At 45.6% G+C, this 20,660-nt stretch carries 19 protein-coding genes and 2 pseudogenes; 10 read left to right on the forward strand and 11 right to left on the reverse strand.

The annotated features are described in order from the left end of the window. The coding region (locus tag FTT75_RS15715) for a hypothetical protein (protein ID WP_218949836.1) at window positions 1-199 on the reverse strand (199 nt) is incomplete at its 3' end. 18 nt (window positions 200-217) lie between these two features. Here FTT75_RS15715 and FTT75_RS12025 point away from each other — a divergent pair. Then, a complete protein-coding gene (locus FTT75_RS12025) occupies window positions 218-6,325 on the forward strand; it encodes an Ig-like domain-containing protein (protein WP_218954465.1) in 6,108 nt (2,035 codons plus the stop codon). Window positions 6,326-6,429: 104 nt separating this feature from the next. Here the strand turns inward: FTT75_RS12025 and FTT75_RS12030 are convergent. Then, window positions 6,430-6,891: pseudogene (locus FTT75_RS12030) on the reverse strand (IS982 family transposase); the annotation flags it as partial. Between FTT75_RS12030 and FTT75_RS12035 the strand changes: the two are divergent. The 4 genes and pseudogenes from FTT75_RS12035 to FTT75_RS12050 form a co-directional block, all read left to right on the forward strand. Then, window positions 6,892-7,104 (forward strand): annotated as a pseudogene (locus FTT75_RS12035) (IS5/IS1182 family transposase); the annotation flags it as partial. A gap of 26 nt (window positions 7,105-7,130) precedes the next feature. Beyond that, window positions 7,131-7,469, forward strand: a complete 339-nt coding sequence (locus FTT75_RS15900) for an IS66 family insertion sequence element accessory protein TnpB (RefSeq protein WP_228720344.1) — start codon at window positions 7,131-7,133, stop codon at window positions 7,467-7,469. Further along, window positions 7,466-7,801 carry an IS66 family insertion sequence element accessory protein TnpB gene (gene tnpB, locus FTT75_RS12045; protein WP_000618091.1) on the forward strand — a complete coding sequence of 112 codons (336 nt, stop codon included), beginning with the start codon at window positions 7,466-7,468 and terminating at the stop codon, window positions 7,799-7,801. Before FTT75_RS15900 ends, tnpB begins: the two co-directional genes overlap by 4 nt. A 74-nt stretch (window positions 7,802-7,875) precedes the next feature. Then, on the forward strand, window positions 7,876-9,501 hold the full coding sequence (locus FTT75_RS12050; protein WP_180186493.1) for an IS66 family transposase: 1,626 nt from the start codon (window positions 7,876-7,878) through the stop codon (window positions 9,499-9,501). Window positions 9,502-9,528: 27 nt separating this feature from the next. Here the strand turns inward: FTT75_RS12050 and FTT75_RS12055 are convergent, their stop codons facing one another. Beyond that, on the reverse strand, window positions 9,529-9,945 hold the full coding sequence (locus FTT75_RS12055) for a helix-turn-helix domain-containing protein (protein ID WP_227592049.1): 417 nt from the start codon (window positions 9,943-9,945) through the stop codon (window positions 9,529-9,531). Window positions 9,946-10,214: 269 nt separating this feature from the next. Further along, window positions 10,215-11,462 carry an integrase family protein gene (locus FTT75_RS12060; protein WP_131261641.1) on the reverse strand — a complete coding sequence of 416 codons (1,248 nt, stop codon included), beginning with the start codon at window positions 11,460-11,462 and terminating at the stop codon, window positions 10,215-10,217. Window positions 11,463-11,853: 391 nt separating this feature from the next. Here FTT75_RS12060 and FTT75_RS12065 point away from each other — a divergent pair, with 391 nt between their 5' ends. Next, the gene (locus FTT75_RS12065; protein WP_074383277.1) at window positions 11,854-12,036 is read left to right on the forward strand and encodes an Arm DNA-binding domain-containing protein; all 183 of its coding nucleotides are present in this window, start codon (window positions 11,854-11,856) and stop codon (window positions 12,034-12,036) included. Window positions 12,037-12,942: 906 nt separating this feature from the next. Beyond that, window positions 12,943-13,170, forward strand: a complete 228-nt coding sequence (locus FTT75_RS12070) for a hypothetical protein (protein WP_074383544.1) — start codon at window positions 12,943-12,945, stop codon at window positions 13,168-13,170. A 16-nt stretch (window positions 13,171-13,186) separates the two neighbouring features. Here FTT75_RS12070 and bioB read toward each other — a convergent pair whose 3' ends face one another. From bioB to queG, 3 genes are all read right to left on the reverse strand, one after another. Further along, on the reverse strand, window positions 13,187-14,188 hold the full coding sequence (gene bioB, locus FTT75_RS12075) for a biotin synthase BioB (RefSeq protein ID WP_180186495.1): 1,002 nt from the start codon (window positions 14,186-14,188) through the stop codon (window positions 13,187-13,189). A 144-nt stretch (window positions 14,189-14,332) separates the two neighbouring features. Then, on the reverse strand, window positions 14,333-14,533 hold the full coding sequence (locus FTT75_RS12080) for a hypothetical protein (protein WP_005097383.1): 201 nt from the start codon (window positions 14,531-14,533) through the stop codon (window positions 14,333-14,335). A gap of 109 nt (window positions 14,534-14,642) precedes the next feature. Next, the gene (gene queG, locus FTT75_RS12085) at window positions 14,643-15,737 is read right to left on the reverse strand and encodes a tRNA epoxyqueuosine(34) reductase QueG (protein WP_005170301.1); all 1,095 of its coding nucleotides are present in this window, start codon (window positions 15,735-15,737) and stop codon (window positions 14,643-14,645) included. A 23-nt stretch (window positions 15,738-15,760) separates the two neighbouring features. On the opposite strand from queG, the gene FTT75_RS12090 reads away from it, so the two are divergent. Then, entirely contained in the window at window positions 15,761-17,233 is a 1,473-nt protein-coding gene (locus FTT75_RS12090; RefSeq protein WP_180186497.1) for an NAD(P)H-hydrate dehydratase, read from the forward strand. Window positions 17,234-17,520: 287 nt separating this feature from the next. Here the strand turns inward: FTT75_RS12090 and ruvC are convergent, their stop codons facing one another. After that, on the reverse strand, window positions 17,521-18,066 hold the full coding sequence (ruvC, locus tag FTT75_RS12095) for a crossover junction endodeoxyribonuclease RuvC (RefSeq protein WP_004278925.1): 546 nt from the start codon (window positions 18,064-18,066) through the stop codon (window positions 17,521-17,523). A gap of 125 nt (window positions 18,067-18,191) precedes the next feature. Between ruvC and FTT75_RS12100 the strand changes: the two genes are divergently transcribed. After that, window positions 18,192-18,758, forward strand: a complete 567-nt coding sequence (locus tag FTT75_RS12100) for an FxsA family protein (RefSeq protein ID WP_180186499.1) — start codon at window positions 18,192-18,194, stop codon at window positions 18,756-18,758. A 126-nt stretch (window positions 18,759-18,884) separates the two neighbouring features. Then, window positions 18,885-19,523 (forward strand): LysE family transporter, encoded by a 639-nt coding sequence (locus FTT75_RS12105; protein ID WP_005097378.1) that lies wholly within the window; start codon window positions 18,885-18,887, stop codon window positions 19,521-19,523. Here the strand turns inward: FTT75_RS12105 and FTT75_RS12110 are convergent. The 3 genes from FTT75_RS12110 to FTT75_RS12120 form a co-directional block, all read right to left on the reverse strand. Next, the gene (locus FTT75_RS12110) at window positions 19,507-19,707 is read right to left on the reverse strand and encodes a hypothetical protein (RefSeq protein WP_100329909.1); all 201 of its coding nucleotides are present in this window, start codon (window positions 19,705-19,707) and stop codon (window positions 19,507-19,509) included. The genes FTT75_RS12105 and FTT75_RS12110 overlap by 17 nt on opposite strands. A 146-nt stretch (window positions 19,708-19,853) precedes the next feature. After that, window positions 19,854-20,102, reverse strand: coding sequence for a hypothetical protein (locus tag FTT75_RS12115; RefSeq protein ID WP_005097376.1), 249 nt, complete (start codon window positions 20,100-20,102; stop codon window positions 19,854-19,856). Window positions 20,103-20,373: 271 nt separating this feature from the next. Next, window positions 20,374-20,660, reverse strand: a 287-nt coding sequence (locus FTT75_RS12120) for an FAD-dependent oxidoreductase (RefSeq protein WP_180186501.1), incomplete at its 5' end; no start/stop codon positions are given.

Genomic DNA, 20,660 nt, shown 5'->3' on the forward strand with positions numbered 1-20,660 from the left:
GGATACTACAGTGTCGGCACCGGTGATTACTCTGACTACCGACAGTGGTACAGCAGATGATTTCATCACCAACGACGGTAGCTACAGCGTAAGCGGTACCGAAGCGGGTGCATTGGTTGAATACAGCACTGATGGCACGAACTGGAGCACCACAGCCCCGGTTGCAGCTGAAGGTGAAAATACGATCTACGTCCGTCAAACAGACGTAGCAGGTAACATGTCTTCACCAGCATCATTGACCTTCACCTTGGATACTACAGTGTCGGCACCGGTGATTACTCTGACTACCGACAGTGGTACAGCAGATGATTTCATCACCAACGACGGTAGCTACAGCGTAAGCGGTACCGAAGCGGGTGCATTGGTTGAATACAGCACTGATGGCGGTGTGACATGGAGCAGTAATAAACCGGTTGCGCAAGAAGGTGAGAACAGCATCAGCGTACGTCAAACTGACAAAGCTGGGAATGTTTCGGATCCGACAGAAATTAAATTTACGGTTGATACCGTTGCACCGACGATTGCGATCACAGGTCCTCTGGCTGTTGACGACGTAATCAATGCGACTGAAAAAGGACAGCCATTAACCATCAGTGGTACGACCACAGGCGTGGAAGACGGCCAGCAGGTGACGGTGACCGTGGACGGCGAGACCTACACCGCGACGGTGACGGACAACGCCTGGAGCGTGACGGTACCGGCGGAAGCTGTGGGCGAACTGCCTACAACAGGTTCTGTGTCTGTGACTGCTGACGTGAGCGATAAGGCTGGCAACCCTGCAACGCAGGCAAGCAAACCGATCAGCGTGGACATCGCCGCACCGACGATTGCGATCACAGGTCCTCTGGCTGGTGACGACGTAATCAATGCGACTGAATCCCAGCAAGACTTGACCATCAGTGGTACGACCACAGGCGTGGAAAACGGCCAGGTTATCAAGGTTCAGATCGGTGGCAAGTCTTATACATTCGAAATAGTCGAGACGAGCGGGAACTGGATTGTAACAGTGCCTGTCGAAGATGTGGCTTTGCTCACAGGTTCTCCGCAGATCACTGCAAGCGTGACCGACAGCGCAGGTAATTATGCACAGGATTTGCACACGATTACCGTGGACAAAACGCCTCCCACAGTGACGATCACGGTGGATCCAAACGTGCTAAATGGTGTTAGTGAGAGTAATTCTGGCGAGTTGACCATTAAGTTTACCGAAGTGCCGCATGATGATGCAGGCAATGCACTATCGGCAGCGGAGGTTTTGGCTTTGCTAGGTAATCCAGCCAATCTCAAGCTGGGTACGCTGAGCACGAGCGATGGCGGACTCACCTGGACGGGTACGGTCACCGCAGCGACAAACACCGAAACGATGGTGCCGCTGACGATTGCCGCTGGGAGTTACTACGATCAGGCTGGTAACGCAGGTAACGTTGGCAATCGCAACGTCAATATTGACACTATCGCACCAACGATCGGCATCACTGGCCCGTTGGCGGGTGACGACGTGATCAATGCGGCTGAATCCCAGCAAGACTTGACCATCAGGGGCACCACCACTGGCGTAGAGAATAGCCAGTCGGTAACAGTTACCCTCAATGGCAAGACCTATACGGCTGTGGTGACGGATAATGCCTGGACGCTGGATGTGCCACGGGCGCATGTAACGCTGTTACCGCAAGGTGCGCTGACCGTAACTGCGGATGTGTCCGATACGGCGGGCAACCCTGCTGTCCAGGCAACGCGTCCGATTTCTGTGGATACAGTCTTACCGACGATCACAATCACCCACGTTGCGGATGGCAATGACATCGTGGATTGGAATGAGAAGATGGTAGATGGATTCATCATTAATGGCACGGTGTCGGGCGTGGATGTGGGCACCAACGTCACGGTGACCTTCAAGTATGCCAATGGTGATCCAATTCTCGGTGCCGACAATAACCCGATCAGCGTCACCGGCACAGTCGATGCGAGTGGTAATTGGTCGGCGGAGGTCACCAAGGAACAAGCCGCACTGTTGAAGGACGGCACGGCCACAGCCACCGTCAGCGATGCCGCAGGCAATAGCGCGAGCGATGATCAGGCCTACACGGTTGCCGCGCCGCCGGCACCAGTGATCACTGGTTACTACGATAACATCGAGTATGTGCAGGGGAGCGCCAGTGCGCAGGCTGCGCTTGACGGCACCACTACGGTCTCGGGCAGCGTGTTGGACCGCTATGGCGAAGCGCTCACTGGCTTCAATACGCCGACCACGCTGGCCGGTACCTACGGCACCTTCACCTTCAACACCGCCACCGGCGAATGGAGCTACGTGCTCAATACAGGCTTGGCTGGTGCACTTGCCGCAAGCAACGCACCGTTGAATGATCAGCTCACCCTCACTGACAGTGATGGCAAGCAGTATCAGGTGCAGGTGTCGATCCACGACATGTTCCCGCCGACTGTAACCACCGTAACTGCTACCACTGTGGCGTTGAAGGAAGAAAACAAGATTAATAGCTCCGAGGTAGAAGGCCAACTGGAAGGTACTGCATCGGATGGTAGTAGTGTGGTCACAAACGTGACTGCTAACGGCCAGCCCGTCACCATCGGTCAGACTTTGGAACTGGCTGATAAGGGCGCGATCACCGTGTACGGCGATGGCCGCTACACCTTTGAACCCTACGACCACGGCGCCTCGATCACGCTGGACTACACCGTCGATGGCAGCACACCACAGACGACCACCATCGTCGACAACTCGGTGGTCTACAGCAACGACGTCATGGGCCGCATTACTGGCGCGGTGGACGCGCCCGATGGCCAGGTCACCCTGCGCCTGTACGCTAACAAGCAAAGCACCGACGACAGCGCGCCGGGCCCACAGGGCTACCCTAACGGTGCCGACGTGGTGGTCACGGTCAGCGGCGGCCAATGGACGATCAGTCCCGAGCAGTTGCGTGAAGTGCTGCAAACCATCTGGTGGGCCGATCAGTTGCGCGGCGACGATGAAATTTACTTGCAGGTCAAGCTGGTTGATACCGTCACTGGGCACGTCAGCGAGGTGTCCGACAAGTACACCTTCGTGTCCGACACTTACGCCCCGCAAGCGACCTATGTTGATTACGTCGCACCAGAAGGCACTGGATTTGGTCATGTCACCGCGCTCGTGTCTGGTGACCTGTCTAACGCCAAGCAAACTCATGCCGATATTGGTGACAAGGTCGAGGTGTACTACGACGGTGTGTTCTATGGCGAGGGTACGGTTGGTAGTCTGGCTCCTGGTTACGGGCAATATTTGCAGATCAATGTAGCGCTTAATCAGGCCTTGTCTGATGACTACAATGCTGATCTGCTTAAGGTTCATGTCACCGACAAGGCGGGCAATACTGGTACCAGTGACAGTGGAACCGTGACTCTGGCACCAGAGAGCCTGCCAACACCGATAGTGGTTGCCTATGTAGATGCTGTTGCTGGTTCTAATGGCGCGGGCGGAAGTGGTGACACTGGGGATATCGGACACAATGGACTGACCAACGATAGGCAGGGTAGCATTAGTGGTACGATTGATCTAGGTGCGACTGGCGGCGACAAGGTGGACGAAGTTTGGGTAACGGTGCGTGGCCTTGGCCCGATCCGTATCGAAGTACCAGACGGAGAGATTGGAGTTTGGACTTGGACTATCACTTCGGAACAGCTTGCCCTGCTCACTTCCACTGGCACCCTTGGTGATGGTTTGGTCGAAGTAGTGGCACGTGCCTACAATGCAGATTCCAATTCGACAGGTCCGGCATCTGTGCCGTTTGAGTTCACCGTAGACGGTACCCCGCCGACGGTGAGTGTCAGTGTGGACGATGTGAACCTGACCGGCGCGGAGACCGTCATGGTCACCTTCACCTTCAATGAAGCGCCGCAGGGCTTTGTCGTGGGCGACATCACCACAACCGGTGGCACGGTCTCGAACCTGCAGCAGGTTAGCCCGCTGGTCTGGACGGCCACGTTCGCCCCGACAGCGGGTTACGAAGGTGTTGCCTCGGTGACGCTTGCGGCGGGCAGTTACGCCGATGCAGCGGGCAATGCCGGCTTGGCAGGCAACGTGGTCAGCATGACCGTGGATACCCGCGCGCCTGTCAACACGGTGCCCGTGGCGCAGACAGTCAATGAAGACACGGCGTTGAGCCTGTCGACGGTTCAGGTGACTGACACCAACCTCGCCAGCGTGCAGCTCAGTGTGGGCAATGGTGTCATGAAAGTGACGTTGCAAACTGGGGCTTCCATCAGTGCCGGTAGCAACGGTAGCGGTACCCTGACCCTGGTCGGCAGCGAGGCGGCGATCAACGCGACCTTGCAGACCTTGACCTACCAAGGTAATACTCACTGGAGTGGTATCGATACTTTGGCGGTGGTTTCCAAGGATAACTTCGGGCAGACAGTTAATAACACCACGACGATCAACGTCACGCCGGTGGCCGACGCGCCCACGTTGACCTTAACGTCGCCGACGGTCGAGTCGCCAGTGGACAATGGACTCATGCGGACCACTTATACGGGTTTGAATATTGGTGGCACTGGTGGCAATGGTGTGTCTGCAACAGACTTGCTGGTCGGTTTTGCTGCTGCCTCCGGTGGCACCAGCACCACAGTTACCAATGCCAATGTCAACATCTCCAACGGATTGACTGCTAACGCAGGTGTCAAGATGTCCGGCCTGATCTATCTGGAAGCAGGCAAGTCATATACCTTTGGTGGCACTGCCGATGACAGCGCTGCCATCGTGGTCGGTGGTATCACTGTGGCTTCGGGGCGTTGGGGCAGCATTAGTACCAGTCCTGATGGCTCTAGTGGATCCGGTAAGTTTCAAGGCACGTTCACGCCCTCTGCCAGTGGTTACTACACATTGGACATCTATGTGCATAACCAATCTGGGGATGGTGGCTATAGCATCTTGTTTAAAGAAGGGTTGAACCCAGCCGCCGTGCTGTCGACGACGTCTGCACAACTGTTTACAAATGTGGCAGCGATTGGGGTGGCAGGGGGTGAACTGGGCAGTCTGAGCAACGATACCGGTGGCCACGGCTATTACAAGGCCTATGGTGCCAATGAAGGTGAGGCTGGTACTGCCATCAAGATTTCCAGCATTGCTGCAGGTCTGGTGGATACCGATGGCTCCGAAACTTTGGTGGTGTGGGTCAAGAACATCCCTGTGGGTGCGAAGCTCAGCGATGGCAACAACAGCTTCACCGCCACAAGTGGCAACACGCAAGTGGATGTTCAGAGCTGGAACAAGGCTGCGCTGACTTACACCCCGCCCATCAATGCTAGCACTGGTGCGGTAACGCTACAGGTGGAGGCTATCAGCACCGAAGGGGTGAACGGCGATACCGCCAGCAACACCAGTAATCTGGTGGTGCAGGTGCATGCGGTCGAGCCAGTCGTGCTGGGTGCATTCAGCGGTGGTGTGCTGGGCAATACCTCGGCGTGGACTGTTACGGGAGGAACGGTGGCGATTAATAGTTATGGGCGATTGGTGATTGATGATTCAAGCAACAATGGTGGAACTAATGCCGTTGCTACCAGTACAGTCTTTGCGGTCAATCACTCTGGCAGTAGCTTGACGTTCAGCCAGTGGACGAGTGAGGTACGGAGTGGTGATTCGGTCAGTTACCAGTTGCAAAAGCAGGATGTCAATGATGGGACTTGGAGTAATGTGACAGGGGCCAGTGGTACGCACAACTTCTCCAGCTACATCAATTTGAGCAACCAGTCTATTACTCAGACAATCAATGATGCCGGTACATACCGGTTGGTGTTCACGGTTGCAGACAATTCGTGGAGCTCTAACCTCACTTTGCAGGTCGACAACATCACCCTGACCCCACCTCAGAACATTACCGGCAGGAGTGTATCTATCGAAAGCTTCGCCGCCGATTCGTTCGGTGATGATATGCTGATAAGCGGTTTCGATAATGATAGCTTAAATGGTGGTGCAGGCAATGATACCTTGATTGGTGGTTCTGGTTCATACACAGCGATTTATGCGGTCTTAAATGCTGCCGATGCGACAGGTGGTAATGGTACAGACACATGGGTCGATTACGAAGCCAATGACAAAATTGAGTTTGGTGCTGGGTTCTTCGGAGGTCTACTTTCAGTAGATCAATCGGATATTGCTAACTACATCAAAGTTGAAGATGATGGTAATGGCGATGCCGTATTGAAAATTGACCGTGATGGTGTTGCTAATAGAACGAGTGGTACAACTCATGATTGGGCTGATTTGTTAATTATTGAAGGTAAGACCGCATTGGAATTACAGGATTTAATTAATAACCAAATCATTATTGGTTAATCTGAGTCTTTAAAGAAAGCGACATATCAAATATGTCGCTTTCTTGTCTTTTTCATTGTTAAAAATTATTTCAAACTTATATTTTTAAATTAGATACGCCAATCTCAACTTTTAATTATGGTTTCAAGCTGTATAGGAGGATTCCCTAATTTCATATTTAGAATAACTGAAAGAGTATGTGAAAGAATCTTACGAACAATTCGATGTGTTAAATGCCACAGATCTTTTGCCCTTACTTTTTGAATGTTGAATCGGTCAGTCAACTGACCGATAACAGTTTCAATTTGCCTTCGAGCATTCATCAATATTCTGATTGATTCTTTTGGTCTTAGATCAACCATATTTCGTCTATAAGGTGTTTGTAAGTCTAAATATTGATGCCTAAAATATTGTTTTAATTCAGGTCTTATATATCCCTTATCCGCTCCCAATAAACCATAAATGTTTTGTGTAATTTCAGGTGCAACATCTCTTTCATCACAATTTGCTGGAGCAAAAGTATAGTTCGTAATCATCCCTGATAAATTAATCACGATATGCCCTTTAAACCCATAATATTTTTCCTGTCAGTTAAACGTTTAGGCAGGACATTATGGAAAAAATGGTCAGGCTATCATCGCCGCAGTTTGGTGGAAACCAAGATGCATTGCATCAAATTATTAGGCGATAAATTAATGGCAAGAAGCTTTCCTAGTCAGGTGAATGAAATTCATGCACGTGTAGCAGTCCTCAACAGATTTACGGAATTAGGTCGACCACTTACCCAAGTTACGCCTTAAATTTGGCTCAATTAGGGGCGCTTTGCATTTCAAATCTTTGTGCAACAAAGCCACTCAGTATTGTCAATGCCTGCAAAAATCCTAATACCTCGATCGCTTCGGTCGCACTGCAACGTAGTATTAATGCCAACCTTGTCAGTCGTTGGATCAGGATCTTCAGCCATCATGAGGGTGCCGTGCAGGATCCTACTCATGTGAATCCAGCATTTATTGCTTTGCCTTACACTGCTGCAATCAGCCAACCTATTGATGAGAGGATCACGTTGTGTATCACCGTGCCTCATACGAATAATGATATTCAGCTAAAATGGCAGACATCAGAAATACCTGCCTTGGCAGAATTACTCAAGGCACTGGCAACATGATCCGCATTGATGAAATCTGGTTGTCTACTCAGCCCATGGACATGCGTGCAGGTATGGATACGACCATGGCTCAGGTGGTGAGAGCCTTTGGCTACATCAAACCGCATTGTGCTTACCTGTTCTGTAATAAACGTGGCCATCGCATGAAAGTACTGGTACATGATGGATTGGGCATCTGGCTGTGTGCCCGGCGGCTGGAACAGGGCAAATTTCACTGGGCTCAAGTTCACCAAGGTGAAACCGTGGCCCTCAGCCCGGAACAGTTACAGGCACTGATCCAAGGTTTGCCCTGGCAGCGCATTGGACGACAGCAGGTGGTGACGATGCTTTAAACCAGGCTGTTCCATTCTGCTATTCTCCAAACGTTCTATTTCATTCTTCTCATGACCTCAGGCATACTGCGGTCATGAATATGCTGCCTGACTTAAGCCAACTGACCCATGAACAACTGCTGGAATTCACCAGGCAGTTGGCGCTGCAGCATCAGTCTCTAGCACAATCAAACCAGCAATTAGATGCCAGAGTTCAACATCTTGAAGTCACCAATCAGCAATTAGATTCTAAAGTTCAACATCTTTCTATTCTCAATCAAAAATACGAGCATGAACTCGCACTATTTAAACAGCACAAATTCGGCAGTAAAAACGAACATCTCACTGCAAAACAAATCCATCTCTGGGATGAAGCGGTCGAAGAAGATATTGCAGCCGTTGATCTGGAACTGGAACGGCTGAATGCAGATAAAACCGATGCAGCGACAGAGAAAGCCACAGTCAACAAACCTAAACGTCGACTGCTGCCGGATCATCTACACACCATCCGTATTGAGCATGAACCTGCATCAACCCAATGCAGTTGTGGCTGCCAGTTACGTCGTATCGGCGAAGATATCAGTGAAAAACTGCATTTCAGACCGGCACAGTTCTATAAGGAACAGCATGTGCGTGGCAAATGGGTCTGTGATCAGTGTGACACCCTGACTCAGCAAGCGATGCCTGCCTATGTGATTGATAAAGGTATTGCTTCACCTGAACTGCTCAGCCATGTGCTGGTATCGAAGTATGCCGATCATTTACCGCTGTACCGTCAACGTCTGATCTATCAGCGGGCGGGAATCGAGCTTTCTAGATCAACGTTATCTGACTGGATAGGTCGCTGCGGTGTGGAACTGGAACCTCTGGCCAATGCCTTAAAACAGGTGGTGCTGCAACAGCGGGTGATCCATGCCGATGAAACGCCGGTCACCATCATGCGGATGGGTGATGATGAGAAAAAACCGAAGAAAGGTTATGTCTGGGCCTATGCCACTACACAGTACAATCCAGTTCAAGCGGTGATCTATGACTTTCAGGATAGCCGTTCAGGTCAGCATGCAGAAGAGTTCCTGAATGGCTGGCAGGGCCATCTGGTCTGTGATGATTACAGTGGTTATAAAGCACGCTTTAAATCAGGCGATGTCATAGAGGTGGGCTGCATGGCGCATGCACGTCGTAAATTCCATGAGCTACATGTGACCGGGAAAAGTCAGATCGCTGAACAGGCATTACTGATGATTCAGAAACTGTATGCGATAGAAGCAGAACTCAGGAAAAAGACCGATGGTACAGCAGAACACCGCCGCGAATACCGACAACAGCACAGCCAACCGGTGATGCAACAACTGTGTGAATGGCTCAACCAACATTATCTGACGGTGCCATCGAGTTCTCCAACCGCCAAGGCCATCAATTACAGTCTGAAGCGTTGGCCAGCCTTAAGCCGCTATCTGGATGATGGCAATCTACCCATTGACAATAACTGGGCAGAGAACTCAATGCGTCCCTGGGCATTGGGCCGTAAGAACTGGTTGTTTGCAGGTTCGCTGCGCAGTGGACAGCGAGCGGCAAATATCATGACTTTAATCCAGTCAGCAAAGCTGAATGGGTTGGATCCGTATGCCTATCTCAGTGATGTGCTGAAAAGGCTGCCGACGCATAAAGCGACCCAAATAGAAGAATTACTACCACATCGCTGGAAATCCAACTCAAATTAAAAAATAGGCATGGGGTTCAGCGGACGCTTACACTTGTTTTTTATAACGTTGAGGAATAGGAATAGAACGTTTACGCTGATTTTGGGGTAATCGATTCATACCATGCCGTTTTAAAACATGGTACGCCCCAGCTGCTGAAATTTTAATTTGGTGATAACGCCATAAATACCAACTGATCCGTAGTTGTCCAAAATGATAGTGTTGACGTAAATAAATAATCTTATCTTCAATCACAGCAGGCGTGCGTAGCTTAAGGTTCTGTGGACATGGCTTACTGTTGACTAATCCTATCTCTCCTTTGGATTTATAATTCTTCTTCCAACGATAAAAAGTATTTCGTGAAATACCAAAATATCGACAGGTCAATACAACATTGCCATTTTGTTCAGCATGAGCAAACACTTTTAATTTATGGGCAATTTCCCGTTGGGCTTTTGTACTCAAAATTCAAACTCCTATGACATGAGGTAAAATTTACCAAAATGTCAGTAGAAGTCTCAATTTTCACACATTACTCAATTATCCATTTACTTTGAAGGTCGATTAGATCGATATAATTAAAATGTAGTCAAATTTACTGACATAGATTTTTGAACGCCCTCTTTTGAAGAGCGTGTAACCAAGTATTTTTAAAACTGTATTTACACAGAATTATTTACACCCTTTACCAGTCAATTTCTTAACTGACTGGCATTAGTCCGTATCGAGGTATTTCAATTAATGCCATTTCGCACTTGTTGCAAAATCCAATCCTCATATTCTTGTAGTGTTTCTTGTAGCATATCCATAGGTCGTACGATGTAGTGCCTTTCAACTAATGCACTTGGTTTATGACCTGATATCTGTGCTAAAGATCCTTCATTGATTTTTGCCCAAATAGCTAACGTTTTATATGATCTCCTCAATCCATGGGGAGTAAGTTCAATATTTAGTTTTTTACATATTTTCTCTAAGCTATCGTAAGGATTAACAATATGGCCACATTCAGCGCCCTTACTGCTAAATATGAATTTAGAATCAGAATTTTTCTTTAGTTCTAATAATAAGCTTTCAACATATGCAGTTAGAGGAATTAGGCGACCTTCATCTTCAATTTTATCCCTGACTTTTGCTGTTTTCCAACGAAAATCGACATCTGTCCATTTTAATGAAAGCAGCTCATTCTTTCTGCAACCAGTGATTAAACTACATATCAAAAAAATCGCTATTTTTCTGCTAGTTAACTTATTTACCTCTTCAAACCATGGTTTTAGATGCTGTTTCATCAAACAATCATTCTTGGCTTTTGGGGAAGGGACTTTATCTTTAACTTTTTTTGAGTTGTATGATTTTGGAGGCACTAAGTTTTCATAATCCTCGTGTTCATCACACCAATTCAGGAAAGCTCGTGTAAGTCTGTATGCTTTAGCTGATGTTGTTGGACGGAAGTCATTGTGATCAAGCCAATCGCATAATACATCTGCAGTTAATTCAGAAAGTTTGTACTCAAACAGTTGAAAAATGGGTTGACTGGTATAAACACTATTTTTTTCAGGATCGTAACCACCTCTAGATAATTCGATGTGGTCCTGATAACTTCTTGGTCGCCAATTAGGTTGTCTTGCTTTTAAATATTCAAACCATACATCTTTAAATTTAATAGTTTTGCGTTTTTCTTGTTTTAGCAGTTCTTTATTATCAGCTAAAGCTTTCTTACGCTCGATTAATGGGTCAATCCCTTTGTGGCACATAATCGCCAATTCTTGTGCATATTTACGAGCTTCATCTAATTTCCATACATCAACGTCACCAATTTTGATACGACGGTTTTGAAGACCAATACGGCCTTGGAAAATGTAGCTTTTATTATTTTTAGGTGTAACTTTGACGCCGAATCCTGGTGTTTTCTCATCCCAAAAAAAAGTTGGTTTATTTTTGTCTGAGCAATCAATTTTATCAATAGCAGGTTTTGTTAACTTCATTCTAGTAAGCATCTGGTAAGCAAGTAGTAAGCAAAATCAATATATATTAATCAACAAAAAGAGTTAATAATAAATTATTAAAATTACATAAATATATGATAGTATTGACATTATATTTTTAATTTGTTGATTTTAAATTACTATGTTAACGGACTCATAATCCGTTGGTCGACAGTTCAAGTCTGTCTGGGCCCACCAAATTTTATATTTATATAGCTTTATATAAGATCTAAACCCTTAACTCTAAAAGAGTTAAGGGTTTTTTTATGTCTTAAGAATACTCAGGTAGACTCGTAGAAAAACACCCTATTCGTATCCTTGTTTGTATCATAAATTTAAAATATAACTCAGGATACAGGAGCCTAGTTTAATCTAGGAAAATCATAATTTTATGGCTAAATCTAAATTGCTCACAGATACCCAATTTGCAGTGTTAAAACCTAAAGAATTAGAGTATAGGGTTTCGGATATTATGGGTTTGTATTTAAAAGTCGTTGTAACAGGTAAAAATCATGGCAGTTGCGGTTTAAGAATACACTTGGTAAATGGACATAGCTTGGGACTTATCCAGTAATCTCAGTCAGAGAAGCATGTTCAATGGCCATTAAGTATTAAAATGGTGAACTCATTTTAAAAACTAAAAATGAGAAGTTATTGAAAGCTCAACAAAAAGAGAACCTATTTTTTGGTAATTTACTGATTAAATGGATGAAGACAAAGCAAGCTGTATGAACTGATAAAACTTATAAGAAAGAGTATCAGTCGATAGAAAAGCATATATTGCCAGTATTTTGTTATCGTCTATTCAAAGACATACCTGCTTCGGAGTGGAAAGGATTTTTCCAATAAAAACAATTAAATGAGCAGATATTCAATCGATTTGAAAAACTAATTTCGTATTGTCGTAATGCTTATGATTTTACCATTGACGATAATTTAACTATTACACTTAAATAAAAATTAGGCAATATTTGCATCAACTTATAAAAAAGAGGTCTGGCTTCAATAGATGAGTTTTATGAGCCATTCTTGAGGATTTTTTATCTAGAAGAATTTTACCTCAGGAAAAAAGTTTATATTTATGAATGGACTGTGATGCACTTCAAAAAATATCAGGAAATAAGATTAAAAGTAGATGAAATGCATTTTACAACTGAGAAAATTATGCTAATAAATAAGAGATGATTTTTTAGTCAGAAATCATGATGTTTCAGGAAGGAATATCTTAAGAAGCGTATTAAAAAAATGATTAAACAGGAGTTTCAAGATGCTTCAGCTATTAAGAAAATTATTTTGCTTGCATATCTATGAGTACGAGCAAATGCAGGAAATCGGGGAACACAGGGAGTGTCGTAAGTGTGGGATCAATAAGGACTGATGTTTTACAAAAAAAAGTGAGCGAGGGCTCACTTTTTTTATGCTTATACTTGGCTAATTTCCGTTAAAATTAGAGTGAAATTCCAAGCTGATGATCGGGCATATGAGCAAAAATTTTCATGCAGATACCTATATCGTAGACAGCAATCTGGCAGATACGCTGCATTGGCTTAGTCTGCATCAAGACAGTTATGAGTCTTTTAGCTATGATGCAATCACTCAGGAGTTGGTGGTGCATCATGCCAATGGAATGGATCAAATCAGAGTTGGAGATTATCTGAATGCCCGCTATGGCATACTGATTACTGCACATAACTTTTCAGCGACTTAATTCACTCCTATATTGCTTAGCCTGCCATCGCATCGGTCGCCAATGCACGTACACTTGGTTTAGGCTGCTCTGCAACCAGACCTAATTTCTCAAATAGCTTTTGGTCACGACCTTGGGCAGTATTTGGGGTGGTCAAAAGTTTTTCACCCGAGAAAATGGAATTGGCACCGGCCATAAATGCCAGAGCCTGATCTGAATCGGTTAACGATTCACGGCCCGCAGAGAGGCGGATGTAGCTTTTTGGCATCAAGAGGCGCGCCACTGCAATGGTACGAATCCATTCAATAACATCCAGTTTCTCTACATCTGCCATTGGTGTGCCTTCAATTGGAACCAGCATATTGATCGGGACAGATTCAGGATGAATGACTAGCGTGGCAAGTTCATATAATAAACCAATCCGGTCATTACGGCTTTCGCCCAGACCCACAATACCGCCACTACATACTTTTAAACCGGCTTGACGCACATGATCCAAAGTATCGAGACGGTCATCAAAGCTTCGGGTACTGATGATATGTGAATAATATTCACGAGAAGTATCCAGATTGTGGTTGTAATAATCCAGACCGGCATCTTTCAAACGTTCTGCTTGGGATGCATTCAACACGCCCAGTGTCATACAGGTTTCCAGACCGAGTGCTTTAACTTCCTGCACCATTTCCAGAACATAAGGCATATCGCGCTCATGCGGGTTACGCCATGCAGCGCCCATACAGAAACGAGAGCTTCCAGAAGCCAGTGCCTGTTTAGCCTCCTGAATGACTTTATCGACCGCGATACGTTTTTCAGCTTCTAGCTTGGAATCATAATGCGCAGATTGTGAACAGTATTTGCAGTCTTCTGGACATTTGCCTGTTTTGATCGAGAGGAGGGTGCTGACCTGAACTGTATTGGCAGTGAAGTGCTCACGATGAACCTGTTGCGCCTGAAACAATAAATCCATTAAAGGCTGCTGATACAGTGCCTGTATTTCTTCACGTGACCAATCATTGCGTACTGCATTACTCGTGTTCATATATCTGTCCTTGTTTGTGCTTATTTATCATTCACCTCATCTTAATAAAAATGTGTGTCTGCCTCACTAGCAAAATATGACCTTCTATAACGAACAAAGCCCACACGGGGTGGACTTTGTCATTATATTTAATCCTGAAATTTTTTATTCACGATGACCCCCATGAATATTCTGATTTTGCAGATCGTCACGATGCTGCTTGTTCAGCACTCGTTCATCCTGCTCATGCTGATTGTTCTTAGGAGAATCGATTGGCCCATGTTGGGGCTGCTGCTGCTGTTGCTTCTGCTGTTTAAGCTGATCTAGCTGTTCATGCTGTTGCTGTTTTTTATCTTGCTCTTGCATCTTCAGTCCCTCTCGTCATTTTTTCATCTCTTTCTTTATGACATAAAGTGATCAAATATTGTGTAAGCCTTATAAGAGATCGAGTGAGCCGAAGTAATAAATTGAAAATTTATGCTGTTTTGGTCAACTGTTCCTGAATCGCCCAATCAATATGCACCTGCACAATTTCGTCATGTAATGCCCGTTGATGTTGTAAAGCGTAAACAATCTTTTCATCAAAAGGTGCATTGCCCAGACCAATGGCGATATTGCGCATGAAGCTTTGATAACCTGTACGACGCATTGGACTGCCTTCGGTCGCACTTAAGAAGGTGGTTTCATCCCATTGCCATAAATCTAGCAAGCTGACCTGATCCAGACCATGTCGTGGATGAAAATCTTCTACCGGGGTGATTTGGGCAAAACTGTTCCAAGGACAAATTAGCTGGCAATCGTCACAACCAAAAACCCGGTTACCAATTCCGCGGCGCAAATCTTCTGGAATAATGCCTTTATACTCGATGGTTAAGTAAGCAATACATCGCCGTGCATCCAGCATATAGGGCTCGACAATGGCCTGAGTTGGACAGATGTCGATACAGGCCGTACAGGAACCACAATGTTTACTGGCAGGCGCATCAAAAGGGAGGTCCAGAGAAGTAAATAGCTCTCCAAGCACAAAGAAAGAACCAGACTTTTTATGAATCAGCAGGGTATGTTTACCTGTCCAGCCCATGCCAGCACTTTCAGCCAGTGATTTTTCAAAAATGGGTGCAGAATCGGCAAAAGGGCGTGATTCAAAATCGCCAACTTTTTCTCGGATTTTTGTCGCCAAGGTTTTGAGCCGACCGCGCATGATCTTGTGATAATCCCGGCCACGGGCATAACGCGCAATAATCGCGGAATTGGGTGCATACGGAACGTAACGTGGCTTTGGAGTCTCGACCAGATAATCCATACGCACGCAGATAATGCTGCGCGTGCCGGGGACAAGTAAGGCAGGATTGGCACGTTTTTCCAGATTATCTTCCAGAAATTTCATGTCGCCATGATAGCCACGATCCAGATATTCCTGTAAGCGCGCTAATTCTGCTTGAGCATCTGGTTTGGCAATGACACAATCAGAAAACCCCAATTCTAGCGCCTGCGCTTTAATCCAGGCTTTTAGCTCGGCTGGATCTTGTTGATAGACTTGAATTTGTGCGTAAGAATCGGGAATTGTCATAAACCAAAGACAGGGAATAAAAAATGCAGCAACAAGTTTACCATAGCCCTGTTTATCATAGCCAAAGTATTCAAGCATGGGAGCAGCGTTGGTTTCAGCAGCAAAATAGTTCCTATGGTTTGATGCAGCAGGTGGCTTGGTCAGTCACACAGCGTCTGAGTGTGCTATTTAAAGAAAAAAATATACAGAAAATAGCGGTGTGTTGTGGTCAGGGCAATAATGCTGGCGATGGTTATCTGATTGCAAAATATTTAAAACAGGCCGGTTTCGATGTAGATGTTTATGCGGCTGAAAAAGGTCAATCAGTGGACTTGGCCAAAGCTTGGCAAGAAGCGCTGGATGCTGGATTGAAAGTAGGGCCGCATTTTCAGTTTAAGCATGAATATGACGCTTATATCGATGCCTTATTTGGCATTGGTTTAAATCGTGAGCTGGATGCGAACTGGCAATCCATCATTCAATTGATCAATGACCAGAAAGGTCTCAAAATCGCGGTTGATATACCGAGTGGACTGCATGCCAATACCGGTCAGCCTTTGCCTATTGCGGTTAAAGCGGATTTTACGTATACGGTTTTGGGCTTAAAGGCAGGACTGTTTACCGGACAAGCTAAGGAATATGCCGCTAAGGTTGAACTGATTTCTGCCATTCCGGTTGATGCCGAACTGCAACCAGTTGCCAAACTTTCCTCACAGCAGATTAAATTACCGAAACGTGAAGCCTTTGGTCATAAAGGCAGTTATGGTCATGTGCTGGTGGTGGGGGGGCATGCTGAAATGGGCGGAGCAGTGATTATGGCAGCAGAAGCGGCATTTGCTGCCGGAGCAGGTAAGGTCACCATTGTCTGTGATGCGAAACACCATACCGCCATTTTGTCTCGTGCGCCGAATATTATGCTGCGTGATATTAATGCTCTCAACATAGAGCAGCGCACAGCCTTAATTCAGCAGGTCGATGCAGTCTGTTTTGGTATGGGCTTGGGACGTGATCAATGGGCAAAAGAGCAATATCAGGCATGGTTTGATTTAATTCGAAATTCAGACTTAGACATTGTTTTAGATGCAGATGCATTGTGGTTTTTAGCCAAACAGCCGCAACAATTAAATTCTAAAACTTACACTACACCGCATCCGGGTGAAGCGGCAACTTTACTTGATTGTAAAACCTTGGACATTGAAACAGATCGGATTCAAGCGATTCATGCCTTAAGGCAGAAGTATGGCGGGCAATGGGTGCTAAAAGGTTCAGGCAGTCTGATTCTGGAACAACAGCTGTATATTTGCACTGCCGGGAATGCGGGTATGGGAACAGGCGGCATGGGGGATGTGCTGGCCGGGATGATTGCCAGTCTAAAGGCACAATTTGCTCAATCGATTCATTTGCATGAAATTGTGACGCTGCATGCACTGGCAGGGGATGAACTGGCCAAAAATGGCGAACGTGGTTTGCAGGCGCAGGACATGAAACATGCAATTTATCAGGTGGTGAATCGCTAAGGAGAATAGTGTGCCAGTCATCAAAATGAATATTTCAGGCCAAGTGCAAGGTGTGGGTTAGCGCTACTGGTTTGCTGAGCAGGCTGTGGCACTCGATTTAAAAGGCTAGGTGAAAAATTTAAGTAGTGGCGAAGTGGAGGCTGTTATTGTTGGCGCAGATTCACCGCTTCAGGAAATGATTGCACGAAGTTGGCAAAGGGCCTGCTTCTGCAATCGGACAAGCAATTATTCCAGAGCCTCTGCAATCCGATTTAGGTATTCAAGGCTTTAAAATACGGCGCTAAACATTAACGACGACGGCTGCTGACCCGACTGCGGCCACGTGCCATGCCGCCCAAAGCATTGAGTACCGCCATTTTACTCATACTACCTGAGGCATGTGCATGACAAATGGCAGCCGCCAGTGCATCGGCGGCATCCTGTTGCGGTTTGATGCTGAGTTTTAAAATATTCATCACCATCATCTGTACCTGCTCTTTATCAGCAGCGCCATAACCCACTACAGACTGCTTGATCTGGCGCGCCGTATATTCAGCAACTTTTAAATCCAGATTGACCAGCGCGGCAACAGCAGCACCACGGGCCTGACCCAGTTTCAAGGCAGAATCCGGATTTTGTGCCATAAAGACCTGTTCTACTGCGGCTTCTGTTGGGCCATAAAATTTTACAATCCGCTCTACACCGGCAAAAATTCGTTTTAAACGTTCAGGCATTTCCGTGGTTTCGGTGCGGATCGTACCGGCATCGACAAAAGTCAGTTTGGAGCCGTCTTTTTCGATAATTCCGTAACCGGTTAAACGAGAACCGGGGTCAATCCCAATAATTAATGACATGCCTGCACTTTAAAAATAGAATAATGCCCATATTGTTACATAAGCGTATCAAAAAAGCTTGATCCTGATGAAGCAGTTGATTACATCATCCTATTATTTATTTTACTGAGATTAGATTAATTTTCATGAAATTATTTCTTATTATCCTTGCAGGCTTAATCCTAGAAGTATTTGTCTGGATTGGCGTGGGTGACCTCGTCGGGAGCATGTGGTACGTATTTTTCTGGTTTGTCGCTGCATTTTTTATTGGTATGAACCTGATCCGTAAATATTCGGCCGGTCTGATGCCACAGATGCAGCAAATGCAAATGGGGCAGATGAATGCAGATCCTGCATTAACAGGAAATTTACCTAAAATTTTAGCAGGCTTCTTCCTGCTTCTTCCTGGCTTAATTAGCGATGTACTGGCGGTATTAATGCTGATTCCAGCCGTGCAGCAGGTATTTAAAGCTGCCATGATGAAGGCGATGATGAAACGTCAGCAGGCCATGATGGAAAAAATGATGGGTGGCATGATGGGCGATATGGGGGGTGCGCAAGGCCAGAACCCCTTTGCCGAGATGATGCGTCAAATGCAGGATATGCAAAACCAGCAAGCAGGTCGTGGTGATTCAACCATCATTGATGGTGAAGCGCGTGAAGTGAAGCCTGAAGCGAAAAAAATTGAAATGAAAGATATCAATCCAAAATAAGATATTCATCTGCAAAGTTTAAAAGGTTATATTTAAGCCGAATCTGATGATTCGGTTTTTTATTGGAATATTCTCATTAGTTTGAACAAACGTTATAATCATTTTTTATAATTTAACGCTATTTTAATGTCTCTGCTTTTTACCATCTGCCTTCTGCATTTTGTTGCTCAACTAAGTCCTGGCCCTGATGTTCTACTGATCGCCAAAAGTGCTGCATCTACCACACGCCAAAATGCCCTGAAAATTATTGCAGGTATTTCGGCCGGTATTGTCGTGTGGGTGGTACTGACACTGGCCGGATTTACCGTTTTAATCGAGCAGTTTCCATGGGTCCAGCAGGTCTTGATGCTGCTCGGTGGAATATTCCTGGCAAAAATGGGCTGGGCAATGCTCAAAGGTGGTGTGCGCAGTTTTAGGAATAAACATCAGCCCGAAGATGATTCCAATGAACTGGCACAACCCAAAAATTACTTTATGTTGGGTCTATGGACCAACCTCTCTAATCCTAAAACGCTGATCTATTTTAGCAGCGTATTTTCACTGGCACTGAGTTCGTCAGCCTCGGAATATCTGAAAGCACAACTCGCGGTGATTATTCCCTTGCAGACTTTTATCACTTTCGCTTTACTCATGTTGCTGATTTCACAGCCGAAAATTAAAGCTCTGTATCAGCGTTCAGGGAGTTATATTGATATCGTTTCAGGCGGGCTATTTTTACTCTTTGCGTTATGGTTATGGTATGACGCGCTTATTTTGATGAATTAACTGGATGATCATCCAAAGTGGATTCGGTGGGTTTAAGTGAAGAAGACACTAAATTTTCTTGTGTTTTAATCGCTGTTTGATAGCGGTTGGGTCTTAAGCTGGTTTCGGTATTTTCAGAACCCTGATAGCTACGGCTACGGTTGGCACGCTCGCGTAATCCACCTTTTTTAATTAACTGAACCATTGCATATCTCCCATTCCAAAATCTGCTATTGTAAATCAAATCTGGCAGCTATGAAGCTGTTTTTCTGCATAGCGATACTGGTATTAAAGCACTATAAAAAAAGACCTATTTTTCGGAACAGGTCTCTCAATCAGAGCTAAATAAAATTAACGAAGGCCTTTATTTTCTTCTTGTAAAACATCGAGTATAGAGTGTTGTACGGGAACTTCTTGTTGTTGTGATTGCACATAGACGTGTACCACTTTAAATACGATCGCTGTAGCAAGACAGGCCACTAGACACAAAATCCAGAAGCCAAAAGGACTGCGAATATGATGCGAACCGCAATCTGGACATGATTTTTCTGTAGATTCCACTACTTTTTCGCAGCAGGCACATTGATATTGGTAGTGCATTGTTCTTCTCCCAGGATGTTATCCTTTTTTATTCTTCGATCATGAAAGATGATTTATCACCCTATCATATGAGAGCTTTCACAGGCTTGCAATACGAGATTATCGACAGTTACAGACCATCTATACAGAATCAAAATTAATGACATGCTTGTGACAAGATTAGCAAGAAGATGAATGGACGCAGTGCTTATAAAATATACTGAATTTAAACCGGTAGTTATTGAAAAATAAAGCCCGCTTCAAGCGGGCTTTATTAGGGTTTTGTTAAGGATTACTGACCTGAGCGGATGATGTAATCAAATGCAGACAGTGATGCTTTCGCGCCTTCACCGGTGGCAATGATGATCTGCTTATACGGAACAGTAGTACAGTCACCCGCAGCAAATACACCTTTCACATTGGTTTCGTTGCGTTCGTTAATCAGGATCTCACCACGATTTGACAATTCAACCGCTGTTGCTTTTAAGAAATCGGTATTCGGCAACAAACCAATCTGTACGAAGATACCAGCCAATTCAACAGTGTGCTCTTGGTCAGTTGTACGGTCTTTGTATTTCA

This window comes from Acinetobacter sp. YH01008, from assembly GCF_013420435.1.
Lineage (GTDB): Bacteria > Pseudomonadota > Gammaproteobacteria > Pseudomonadales > Moraxellaceae > Acinetobacter > Acinetobacter pseudolwoffii.

What these genes read in the sequence shown, in the direction of transcription:
- FTT75_RS12065 (WP_074383277.1), top strand. Translation starts at nt 11,854, where the DNA reads ATGGCTAAATCTAAATTGCTCACAGATACCCAATTTGCAGTGTTAAAA.
- FTT75_RS12110 (WP_100329909.1), bottom strand. Translation starts at nt 19,707, where the DNA reads ATGGTTCAGTTAATTAAAAAAGGTGGATTACGCGAGCGTGCCAACCGT.
- FTT75_RS12050 (WP_180186493.1), top strand. Translation starts at nt 7,876, where the DNA reads ATGAATATGCTGCCTGACTTAAGCCAACTGACCCATGAACAACTGCTG.
- FTT75_RS12080 (WP_005097383.1), bottom strand. Translation starts at nt 14,533, where the DNA reads ATGCAAGAGCAAGATAAAAAACAGCAACAGCATGAACAGCTAGATCAG.
- tnpB (WP_000618091.1), top strand. Translation starts at nt 7,466, where the DNA reads ATGATCCGCATTGATGAAATCTGGTTGTCTACTCAGCCCATGGACATG.
- FTT75_RS12115 (WP_005097376.1), bottom strand. Translation starts at nt 20,102, where the DNA reads ATGCACTACCAATATCAATGTGCCTGCTGCGAAAAAGTAGTGGAATCT.
- FTT75_RS12025 (WP_218954465.1), top strand. Translation starts at nt 218, where the DNA reads ATGTCTTCACCAGCATCATTGACCTTCACCTTGGATACTACAGTGTCG.
- FTT75_RS12070 (WP_074383544.1), top strand. Translation starts at nt 12,943, where the DNA reads ATGAGCAAAAATTTTCATGCAGATACCTATATCGTAGACAGCAATCTG.
- FTT75_RS12090 (WP_180186497.1), top strand. Translation starts at nt 15,761, where the DNA reads ATGCAGCAACAAGTTTACCATAGCCCTGTTTATCATAGCCAAAGTATT.
- ruvC (WP_004278925.1), bottom strand. Translation starts at nt 18,066, where the DNA reads ATGTCATTAATTATTGGGATTGACCCCGGTTCTCGTTTAACCGGTTAC.
- FTT75_RS12105 (WP_005097378.1), top strand. Translation starts at nt 18,885, where the DNA reads ATGTCTCTGCTTTTTACCATCTGCCTTCTGCATTTTGTTGCTCAACTA.
- FTT75_RS12060 (WP_131261641.1), bottom strand. Translation starts at nt 11,462, where the DNA reads ATGAAGTTAACAAAACCTGCTATTGATAAAATTGATTGCTCAGACAAA.
- queG (WP_005170301.1), bottom strand. Translation starts at nt 15,737, where the DNA reads ATGACAATTCCCGATTCTTACGCACAAATTCAAGTCTATCAACAAGAT.
- bioB (WP_180186495.1), bottom strand. Translation starts at nt 14,188, where the DNA reads ATGAACACGAGTAATGCAGTACGCAATGATTGGTCACGTGAAGAAATA.
- FTT75_RS12100 (WP_180186499.1), top strand. Translation starts at nt 18,192, where the DNA reads ATGAAATTATTTCTTATTATCCTTGCAGGCTTAATCCTAGAAGTATTT.